The following is an 8185-nucleotide window of genomic DNA, read 5'->3' as shown; positions in this document are numbered from 1 at the left end:
GGCCCGACGGGATTCAGGCCGGCCCGCCCGGCAGCGGCAGATCGCCCGCCCGGCCCGACGAGGTTCAGCCCGCCGTGCCCGGCAGGGTCACGACGCCTTGCAGGACGGCAGGGCGTCGGTGTCGCCGGAGCGGATGTCCTCCAGGGCGTCGAGGGCGTCGTCGATGGTGTCCACCTTCACCAGGGTGAGACCGTCGGGGGTGTCCTTGGCGGCCGCGGCGCAGTTGTCGGCGGGCGTCAGGAAGTACTCGGCGCCCTTGGCGCGCGCCCCGACGGTCTTCATCTCGATGCCGCCGATCGGCCCGACCTTGCCGTTGTCGTCGATGGTGCCGGTGCCGGCCACGAAGGCGCCGCCGGTGAGGCTGCCCGGCGTGAGCTTGTCGTAGATGCCGAGGGCGAACATCAGCCCGGCGCTCGGGCCGCCGACGTCGGCGAGCTTGATGTCGATGGTGAACGGGAAGGTGTGGTCGGTCCCGGCGGAGATGCCGACGATGGCGCGCTTCTCACCGGCGTCGTTCGAGGTCCGGGTGGTGATGGTGACGTTCTCGGTCCGCGCCGGCCGCTTCTCCTTCTGCGCGGCGGCCTGCTCCTTGGCGGGCACGATCGTGAAGACCACGTTCTCCCCCGGCTCGTGCTTGGTCACCAGGTCGGCGACATCGGCCGGCTCCTTGACCGCCTTGCCGTCGACGGCCTTGATCACATCGCCGGCGTGCAGCCTGCCCTCGGCCGGGGATCCCTTGACGACCGTGGAAACGACCACCCAGGACTTCACCGGGACGTCGAGTTCCTTCAGCGCCGCCACCTTGGCGCTCTCCTGCGACTGGGTGAACTCCTCGGCGTTCTCCTGGGTCGACTCCTCCTCCGTCTTGCCGTTCGGGTAGAGGGTGTCGTGCGGCACGATCTTGTTGTCGTGCGCCAGCCAGCCGTAGACCGCCTCGACGAGGTTCATCCGGTAGTCGGCACTGGTGACCCGCACCGTGGTCATGTTGAGGTTGCCGTCGGCCGGATAGGTCTTGCGCCCGGAGATCTGCAGCACCGGCTCGCCGTCGTGCTCGCCGAGGGTGTTCACCGTGGGCCCCGGGGACATCTCCGCGTACGGCACGGGGATGAACACTCCCGCGCACAGAAGCGCGATCAGCATCAGGGTGGAGGCGAGCATCGTCGCGGTGCGGCGTGGCATGTCTCGACAGTACGGGACGGTTCTGTCAGCGCACCGTCAGGGCCGCCTGCTCAGGTGCCGGTACGGGACTTCTCCATCGCCTCGCGAAAACGGGCGTATCCGTCCAGTTCGGGACCGTCGCTACGTATCTTCCGGGTTCTCAGGGCCCAGCTTCCCCACAGCCCCGCGACGACGGCCGCCACGAGCGGAATCAGCAGCCAGGCAAGCGCATCCATACCGACCTCCCAACCCGCGAGCGTCCGCGACGGACTGATCAGAAGATTAACCATTCGCTGTGACAACGCTCACGTCGGGGGACCGGTTACGCAACCGGACAAACCGTGCTGGGAGGGACCTCGGAAGGGGCGGCCGGGGTCAGCAGGCGCCGACCCACTCCTGCGTTCCGTCGGCGAACGTCTGGTGCTTCCAGATCGGCACCTCGTGCTTGATGTCGTCGATCAGCTTCCGGCAGGCCTCGAAGGCCTCGCCCCGGTGCGGACAGGACACGGCGACCACCACGGCGAGGTCCCCGACCGCGAGGTCCCCCACGCGGTGCACGGCCGCCAGCGCCCGCACGGGGTGGTCGGCGACGACCTTCTCGGCGATGCGACGCATCTCGGCCTCGGCGGTGGGGTGGCACGAGTAGCTCAGCTTCTCGACGTCGGCGCCCCCGTCGTGGTTGCGCACGGTGCCGACGAACAGTGCCGTGCCGCCGGCCGCGTCGTCCCCGACGGCCCGGAAGACCTCGTCCACCGACAGGGGGGTGTCCCGGATGCCGATCAGCTTGATCGGGTCCTGTGCGGCCTGCTCGCCGGGGTGGTCATGCGTCGTAGCCATGCCCCCATCGTGCCGTACGCCGCCGACAGCCGGGTATTGCGGTTTCGACCGGCAGGCGCGCCCGGAGGTTCGGAGTCTTCTACAGGACCGCGAATCTTCACCGTGAGTCCTCCACGGGACCGGTGCCGTGGGGGCCGGCCCGAGGGGTTGCCGGGTGTCAGATGCGCCGGCGCGCCTTGCGTGCCCGCCGGACCACCGCCGCAGCGCCCAGCAGCGCCACCGTCGCGCCCGCGGCGCCCGCCGCCGTCGCGTCCTTGCGGCCCAGCCGCCGGCCGGCCACCGTGTGCCGCCCGGAGACCTCCTCGAGCAGCTCCGCCAGCACCTCCTCGTTGGTGTAGGCGGGACGCCAGCCGGCGTCGTGCAGCCTGCTGCCGCTGACCACCCACGGGTACATCGTGTAGGCCAGGTCGCCCGCCGGGGACGGGGTCAGGCCGATCCGGTGCAGCCGGGCCGCCGCGCCCAGGGCCACCGCCGACGGCAGCTCCATGCGCCGGATGCCGCTGAGCTCCTCGACCTCCTCCTGCTCCAGCCAGCCGTCGCAGCCGACGGCCAGCTCGCCGTCGACCTTCTCCAGCACCGCGTACTCCAAGGCGCTGCACAGGTCCTCGACGTGGCAGAACTGCCAGGCGGGCCGCGAGCCGGCCACCACCAGGAGCCGGGGCGACTCGAAGTACCTGGTCAGCGCGGTGTCGGTGCCGCCCACCAGGATGGCGGGGCGCAGCACCGTGACATTGAGCCCGGGGTGCGCGCGGGGCGCCCGCCGGGCCAGGCGCTCGATCTCCAGCAGGTCGCCGACGCCGGTGGCCTCCGCCGTGGCGCGCAGTTCCGCGTCCTCGGACAGCGGCAGCTCGTTGTCCGGCAGGGCGCCGTAGACCATCGCCGAGGTGGTCAGCACCACCCGGTGCACACCGGCCGCCGCGGCGGCGGTCAGAACGGTCTGGGTCCCCCGGACGTTGTAAGCGGTCCGCGCTGCGGCGTCGGTCTCCAGATCGAGGTCGAGGGCCAGGTGCACCACCACGTCCGCGCCGCGCAGCTTGTCCGCGATGGCCGGGTCGCGCACATCGAGGATGTGCCACCGGGCCTCGTCGCACTCGCCGCGCCGCTCGTCGATGGCGATGACCTGCTTGATCTCCTCCGAGGCCACCAACCGCTCGGTGAGCAGCGCGCCGACGCCGGTCGCGGCGCCGGTGACCGCGACGACGGGCCCGCGGCCCGCGGGACTGGTTGACCGGTTTCGCGCTGCGCGAACCTGCGGATCTGGGGAACTCACCGGGCGTCTCCAGCGGTTGTCTTCAGTACGGGCGCATGTGACGCGTACGTACCAGGTGGCATCCATCCTGCCGCAGGCCTTCTGTCGGCGAAGCACCGAGGCCCGAACCGGCTCAGGTGTCTACGCTGGGTGGTGTTGTCGGGCAGCCGTGCCGCCGGAAAGAACCGGCGGCCCTACCAGCCGAGGAATCCCGTGAGTGACACCCCATTCGGATTCGGCCTTCCGCCGGAGGAGCCGGACGACGGCGACGAGGGCAAGAAGAAGGACCCGCAGAGCGGCGGTGGTCATGGTCAGGGCCCGGCCAACCCGTTCGGTTTCGGCATGCCCGGAGCCGGAGGCTTTGGCGGCCCGGGCGCGGACAATCCGTTCGCCGCGATGTTCGGGTCGCTGAACCCCACCGACCTGGGCGCGGCCTTCCAGCAGCTCGGGCAGATGCTCTCCTACGAGGGCGGCCCGGTGAACTGGGACATGGCCAAGCAGATCGCCCGCCAGACCGTGTCCCAGGGCACGGCCGACGGCACCAAGGACGCGAGCGTCGGCCCCGCCGACCGCAAGGCGGTCGAGGAGGCCGTCCGCCTGGCCGACCTCTGGCTGGACGGTGTCACCTCGCTGCCCTCGGGCGCGCACTCCGCCGTGGCGTGGAGCCGCGCGGAGTGGGTCGAGGCGACCCTGCCGGCCTGGCGTGAGCTGGTCGACCCGGTCGCCGAGCGCGTCGGCAACGCCATGGGCGATGTGCTGCCCGAGGAGATGCAGGCCATGGCCGGCCCGCTGATCGGCATGATGCGCTCCATGGGCGGGGCCATGTTCGGCACGCAGATCGGGCAGGCCGTCGGGGTGCTCGCCGGTGAGGTCGTCGGCTCGTCCGACATCGGCCTGCCGCTGGGCCCGGCCGGCAAGGCCGCGCTGCTGCCGGTGAACATCGAGGCCTTCGGCAAGGACCTGGGGGTCCCGCAGGAGGAGGTGCGGCTGTATCTCGCCCTGCGCGAGGCCGCCCACCAGCGCCTGTTCGCCCATGTGCCATGGCTGCGCTCGCATCTGTTCGGCGCGGTCGACGGCTATGCGCGCGGGATCAAGGTCGACACCGCCAAGCTGGAGGACGTGGTCGGCCAGTTCGATCCGCAGAATCCGGAGCAGCTGCAGGAGGCGCTGCAGCAGGGCATGTTCCAGCCGGAGGACACGCCCGAGCAGAAGGCCGCGCTGGCCCGCCTGGAGACGGCTCTGGCGCTGGTCGAGGGCTGGGTGGACGCCGTGGTGCACGCGGCGGCCAAGCCCCGGCTCTCGTCCGCCGACGCGCTGCGCGAGACCCTGCGCCGCCGCCGTGCCTCGGGCGGCCCGGCCGAGCAGACCTTCGCCACGCTGATCGGCCTGGAGCTGCGCCCGCGGCGCCTGCGCGACGCCTCACGTCTGTGGGCCTCGCTCACCGACGCGCGCGGCGTGGACGGCCGGGACGCCCTGTGGGCCCACCCGGACATGCTGCCCAACGCCACCGATCTGGACGACCCGGACGGCTTTGTGCACCGCGAGCAGCAGGTCGACTTCTCCGAGCTGGACAAGATGCTCGGCGAGGCGGCGAGCGGCGCCAAGCCCGACCTGACGAAGCACGACGGCGCCTCGGGCGACGCCCCGGAGGACGACTCCCGGGGTGAGACGGGTGAGACAGGTGAGACCTCGAAGGACGGGTCCGCCGGTGACGCCCCGAAGAAGGACGACGGGACCGAGTGAGCCTCCACGACGACGCGGTCCTGGTGCTGAAGGAGTACGAGGGCCAGCCCGAGCTGCGCCAGGCCTATCTGGACCACCTGGCGGCCCACCCGGACGGCATGTGGAAGTCCTGCGAGCAGGGGCATCTCACGGCGAGCGCCCTGGTGATCGACCCCGAGCGGGAGCGCGTGCTGCTGACGCTGCACCGGAAGCTGCGCAGGTGGCTGCAGATGGGCGGCCACTGCGAGCCCGGTGACGCCTCCCTGTCGGCGGCCGCCCTGCGGGAGGCGACGGAGGAGTCGGGCGTCGACGGGCTGCGCCTGCTGCCGGGCGGCCCGGTCAGGCTCGACCGGCACCCGATCCCGCCGCCCTGCCACTGGCACCTCGATGTGCAGTACGCGGTGCTGGCGCCGCCGGACGCGGCCCACACGGTCAGCGACGAGTCCCTGGACGTGGGCTGGTTCCCCTACGCCGAGGTGGCCGGCGTGGCGGACGAGTCCGTCGTGCGCCTGCTGGAGGCGACGCGCGCCCGGCTGTGAGGGCGCATGGCTTTCATGGACGTGAGAGGGGCGACCGCCGTGGCGGTCGCCCCTCACTGCTGTGCCTGCCGGGTCAGCTCCAGACGTTGCCCTGGTTCTGCCCGCGGGCCCCCTGCTGGCCCATGCCGTACTGGGCCGCCAGGCCCGAGCCGATCTGGGCGTTCTGCGGCGGCAGCAGCTCGCTGGGCTGGACCAGGGCGTAGCCGGTGCCCATGAAGCTCAGCTCCCAGCCCTCACCGGTGTTGCCGCGGCGCCGCCACACCCCGGAGGAGTGCGTCTGCGCCTGCATCTGCACACGCAGCCCGGTCGACCAGGCGACGATGGCGTCCGCATCGCAGTTGACGTACTTGTCCGGCGTCACCTGCAGCAGCAGCGGCATGCCGGAGGTCATCAGGGCGACCTTGCCGCGCCCGGTGATGTTGAGCTGGTACTTCCCCGAGCCGGAGATGCCGTAGAGGCTGTCGACGGCGATGACCTCGTGGTGCAGCGAGGAGTCCATCGCCAGCACATAGCTGCTGTCGACCGTCAGCCCGTCCTGCTCCACCTCCATGATGTGGATGTGCTGGGCCAGGTTGGCGAGGAAGACGGTGCCCTGCCCGTGGCAGCGCATCAGGTCAAGGCCCTCACCGGTGTTCGCCCGCGCACGGGACTGCTGGTTGCTCTGGTACTCGGCGTCGAACTCGACGAGGCCCTGGTAGGCGACCATCGATCCCTTGCGGGCCAGGACGTCGTCGTGCCCCTCAAGGACGACCCGGAGCATCTGCTTGTTCTGCAGACTCCAGCGCTCCTGGGTCTGCTGGTCGTTGTAGGCGAAAAGCGGGCTCTGCATGATGTGTTGCTCCCCCTCAGCCCCGGAGCCGGAGACGGTCGGTGCTGTCCTCACTGGGCTGGACGACGACGATGCCCTGACCGGAGAAGGCCATCTGGTAGGCCTCGCCGCTGCCGCGGCCGATCAGCGACTGGGCGCGGAAGCTGCGCTTGCCCTTCACCTTGAGGTTCGGGGACCAGGCGACCAGGGCGTCCGGGTCGACGTACGTCTCGTCCTCGCCGCCGCCGCAGTCGACGACGATCGGCTTGCCGCGCGAGGTCAGGGCGACCCAGCCCTGCCCGGAGATCCTGGTGTTCCACAGGCCCTGGCCGGCGAACTTGGCCAGTCCCTTGACCCGTTCGACGCCCCACGACAGATGCGCGTCGAAGGCGAGCAGGTTGGTGGCGTTGACCGAGATGCCGTCGCCGTTGAGGTTGATCACGACGACGTTGGCCCCGTAGTCGGCCAGGTAGAGCAGGCCGTCGCCGGAGCACTTCATCAGCGGCGCGCCCTCGCCGGTCAGCCAGTCCTTGGCGATCTGGCGGACGGCCGGCGGGTTGGGCTCGTACTGGACGAAGCCCTCGTAGGCGACCATCGAACCGACGCGTGCGAAGAGGTCGTTGCCGGTCTGCATGGCGACCTTCAGCATGTGGTTGCCGTGGTTCTCCATGCGGGCGGTGACGGGAGCGGGGGCGAAGCCCGCGAGAGGCTGGTTCATGACGGGCTCCTTCAGATCTCGTACGGCTGGACGACGATGAAGTTGCCGGGTGCGCCCCGGAACTGGAGGTTGACGCTCTCGCCCGAGGCGCCGGGGTAGGCGTTGCGGCGCATGCGCACCTGGCTGGAGACGACCACCTGGGCGCCGGCCGACCAGGCCACGACGGCGTTGGCGTCGGCGAAGGTGGTGGGCGTGACCGGCAGCACCACGGGCATGCCGTGGGTCTTCACCACGAGGGTGCCGGTGCCCTGGAACTGCATGGTGAACAGCGCCCCGCCGGGGATGCCGTGGCCCTCGATGCGGCGCACCTCGTACTGCAGGCCCTCGTCGAAGGCGAGGACGTTCTCCGCGGAGACGCACACCGCGTCGCCCTGCAGCTCGATCGGGTGCAGCATCGTGGAGTCCTCGGCGAAGAACACCTGACCCTGGCCGGTGCAGCGCATCAGCTGCATCTCCTGGCCGGTGGCGTTGCCGACGATGCGGCCGGTGAACCCGGCGCCCTTGTAGCTGAAGTCGACCTTGCCCTGATAGAGCACCATGCTGCCCTGCCGGGCCAGCACGGGCTGGCCGCCGATGCTCAGGTCGGCGCGCATCAGCTTGCGGTTCTGCTGGGTCCAGCGCTGGCCGGTGGGCGTCTCCTTGTACTGCTGGAGCGCGCCGAGCACACCCGGGGCCTGCGGCGCGCCCTGGGGAGCGCCCTGCGGCGCCCCGTAAGGCGCCTGCTGGCCGGGGATCTGACCGGGCGTCTGCCCGGGCGCCTGGCCCGGCACCTGGCCGGGCATCTGGCCTGGCGGCTGCTGGCCGTAGCCGGGCGGCGGGGTCGCCTGGCCGTAGCCGGGCGGCGGCGTGGGCGCCTGGGGTGCTTGGGGCGCGTGCGGCGCCTGGGGTGCCTGCGGTCCTGCGCCGTAGCCGGGCGGCAGGGGCGCCGTCTGGCCGGGGGCCGGCTGGCCGCCGTAGCCCGGAGGGGGCGGCGGCTGCTGGCCGGGCTGACCGTAGGGTGCGGGCGCCGGGGCCGGGGGCGGCACCGGGGATCCGCCGGGCGGGGTCTGCATGGGCGCGACGATGGTCGGCGCGCCGTGCACGTCGGGCCCGGGAGCCGGCGCCGGGGTCCCGCCCGGAGGGGGCGCGAAGCCGGGAGCGGGCTGCGGTGCGGG

General features: G+C 71.8%; 9 protein-coding genes. 2 read left to right on the top strand and 7 right to left on the bottom strand.

What is annotated here, in order from left to right; translation table 11 throughout:
- Positions 1-87 precede the first annotated feature (87 nt).
- The 4 genes from ABD207_RS31525 to ABD207_RS31510 all read right to left on the bottom strand — a co-directional run bounded on the left by ABD207_RS31525 (position 88) and on the right by ABD207_RS31510 (position 3265).
- Positions 88-1179, bottom strand: coding sequence for a YlbL family protein (locus ABD207_RS31525; RefSeq protein ID WP_344016736.1), 1092 nt, complete (start codon positions 1177-1179; stop codon positions 88-90).
- 50 nt (positions 1180-1229) lie between these two features.
- Entirely contained in the window at positions 1230-1394 is a 165-nt protein-coding gene (locus ABD207_RS31520; RefSeq protein WP_344016735.1) for a hypothetical protein, read from the bottom strand.
- 139 nt (positions 1395-1533) lie between these two features.
- Entirely contained in the window at positions 1534-1995 is a 462-nt protein-coding gene (locus ABD207_RS31515) for a molybdenum cofactor biosynthesis protein MoaE (RefSeq protein ID WP_344016734.1), read from the bottom strand.
- A 157-nt stretch (positions 1996-2152) separates the two neighbouring features.
- Entirely contained in the window at positions 2153-3265 is a 1113-nt protein-coding gene (locus tag ABD207_RS31510; RefSeq protein ID WP_344016733.1) for an SDR family oxidoreductase, read from the bottom strand.
- Positions 3266-3457: 192 nt separating this feature from the next.
- On the opposite strand from ABD207_RS31510, the gene ABD207_RS31505 reads away from it, so the two are divergent.
- A complete protein-coding gene (locus ABD207_RS31505) occupies positions 3458-4987 on the top strand; it encodes a zinc-dependent metalloprotease (RefSeq protein WP_344016732.1) in 1530 nt (509 codons plus the stop codon).
- The gene (locus ABD207_RS31500; protein WP_344016731.1) at positions 4984-5505 is read left to right on the top strand and encodes an NUDIX hydrolase; all 522 of its coding nucleotides are present in this window, start codon (positions 4984-4986) and stop codon (positions 5503-5505) included. The genes ABD207_RS31505 and ABD207_RS31500 overlap by 4 nt, the downstream gene beginning before the upstream one ends.
- 73 nt (positions 5506-5578) lie before the next feature.
- On the opposite strand, the gene ABD207_RS31495 is transcribed toward ABD207_RS31500, so the two are convergent.
- The 3 genes from ABD207_RS31495 to ABD207_RS31485 all read right to left on the bottom strand — a co-directional run.
- Positions 5579-6334: an AIM24 family protein gene (locus tag ABD207_RS31495; RefSeq protein ID WP_344016730.1), complete on the bottom strand. Its 756-nt coding sequence runs from the start codon at positions 6332-6334 to the stop codon at positions 5579-5581.
- A 16-nt stretch (positions 6335-6350) separates the two neighbouring features.
- Complete coding sequence (locus tag ABD207_RS31490; RefSeq protein ID WP_343999895.1) at positions 6351-7031, bottom strand: AIM24 family protein; 681 nt, start codon at positions 7029-7031, stop codon at positions 6351-6353.
- Between the two features lie 11 nt (positions 7032-7042).
- The coding region (locus ABD207_RS31485; protein ID WP_344016729.1) for an AIM24 family protein at positions 7043-8185 on the bottom strand (1143 nt) is incomplete at its 5' end.

Source organism: Streptomyces thermospinosisporus (genome assembly GCF_039526425.1).
GTDB lineage: Bacteria > Actinomycetota > Actinomycetes > Streptomycetales > Streptomycetaceae > Streptomyces > Streptomyces thermocarboxydovorans.
The sequence above is the reverse complement of the archived record's forward strand: the minus strand, read 5'-3'. Positions and strand labels throughout refer to the sequence as shown.